The sequence below is a fragment of the Companilactobacillus nantensis DSM 16982 genome (assembly GCF_001435815.1).
Classification (GTDB): Bacteria; Bacillota; Bacilli; order Lactobacillales; family Lactobacillaceae; genus Companilactobacillus; species Companilactobacillus nantensis.
In genome coordinates this window covers 1-1890 of sequence record NZ_AZFV01000067.1, presented here as the reverse complement: position 1 = coordinate 1890, position 1890 = coordinate 1, and the positions used below count along the sequence as shown (strand labels likewise).

At 34.6% G+C, this 1890-nt stretch carries 1 protein-coding gene; it reads right to left on the bottom strand.

Features of this window, described 5'->3' with window-relative positions; all coding sequences use genetic code 11:
• A partial coding sequence (locus FD31_RS13685) for a leucine-rich repeat protein (protein WP_157049176.1) occupies nt 1–1890 on the bottom strand: 1890 nt, incomplete at both ends.

Here is a 1890-nt window from a genome sequence, read left to right as displayed (position 1 = left end):
TCTGTTGGGTCCGTTGGATCTGTCACAATTAAACTAACTGTTTTCGTTTGTCCATCACTTGACTTTAATGTAACGTCATATGTTCCAACTGTATTCAAATCAGCATTTCCTAAATCGACACTAACTTCTAAGGCATTGCCATCCACATCAGTAGCTGATGCTTTAAAATCATCTGCTGTTGGCATAGGAGCACCGATATTCATTGTAAAATCTTCACCAACTATACCTTGTTTTGAAGCAATAATAGTAAATGTCCCATTTTCAACGGTCACTTCATAATTAGGATTGTCTCCTAACTCAACTTTTATAGCATAATCACCAGGAGTTAAACCATCTTCACGTTTAAGAGAATAATTTAATTCGTCTCCATCCTTAATATCGTTTGGCATAGTCACATTTGCTGAAAAAGTTGGATCAACCGCGCCTTCAATCTTGCTGCTATTATTTGCTTTAATCGTCACTGGAGCCTTAGCAATTTCAAAATTATCTTTAACTCCAGCAGTCCATTCATATAGACTATTCTGTCCAACAGCTTCAATATTTTCAATCCCTTGTTGTGATAATTGAACTGTATAAGTTCCAGCGTTTTTAACATTGCCTTCTTTAAGCTCCAAATCGCCGTCCTGAAGTGTATATGTAGTTCCATTTGGTAAAGAAATTTGATAATCACTTGGATTAAAGGCTTGATTTTGACCATTATAGGTTACTTTATCAGAACCATTTACTGTATAAGTACCTTCACGCTTATCGACTACTACATTAACAGTACTACTTTCATTTCCGTATTTATACTTATACTCAACAGTATGTTTTTCTGCAATGGTTGTATCAATAGTAGCCAAACTAGGGTCAACAAACTCGGATTGATCTATGCTTATTTCCATATCTTTTAAGTCGATATCTCTACCCTCAGGAGTTTTTGCACTGAGAAAATTATCACTTGGTGACCATTTAGTACCAGTTGAAATATGCGAACTTATTGCTTGAATATCTGGATCATCGAAAATTACATCATACTTACCACTATATCCCTGATCCGAGCTATCACTAGATGCTAATGTCCAATCAAAAGAAAAGCTCTTTACACCATTTGGAATTGTAAAAACACCATCACTATAAGTAACATAGTTAGTCAATCCATTTATATCAAGAGATTTTTCAGTGATACCACCAATATTGGGGCCAATTTGGATATTAAAATAGTCCGAGATATTATTGTGAGACGTATCTGTAAAAATGGCTGCAAATTGATTTACAGCAATATTAGGATTATAAGTATCTCTTGCTGCCCCTAACATTTTTGGAGCTAATACTGTTGTAATTCTATTATTAGAAAAGGCCCCCGTTCCCATGACAATATCAGACGCCTTTGTTGAAACTCCGCTTAATTGATTACTGATAAATGCATTGCTACCAATATTTTGGATTGTGCTTGGAATGACTAATGTTCCTTTTAACTGATTATATGAAAAAGCGGAATTTCCAATTGACTGTAGTCCTTCATTTAATTCCAATCCATCTAGATGAGCGCCACCAAAAGCTTCATTCCCGATGGTTAATAAACTTGAAGGTGTTTTCAAATCTCCGGTCACACCACTGTATATAAACGCTCCATCATCAATCAGAGTTAATTTATTAGCATTAGAAAAATCTACATCCGTTAATGCACCGTCCAAACTAAACGCATTTTTACCAATACTTATAAGATTAGGGCCAAAACTAATGGTCTTTAAATTGTTGTTGGCGGCAAATGAACTATCTCCAAGTGTTTGTAAACTATCGGGTAATTTGACTTGATAATTTTCTTTATCTTCTTCCTTACCAAGGTCATTTCCATTATAAGCAAAAGCAAATTTTCCAATACTAGTTAAATTATTATTATTACTTAAA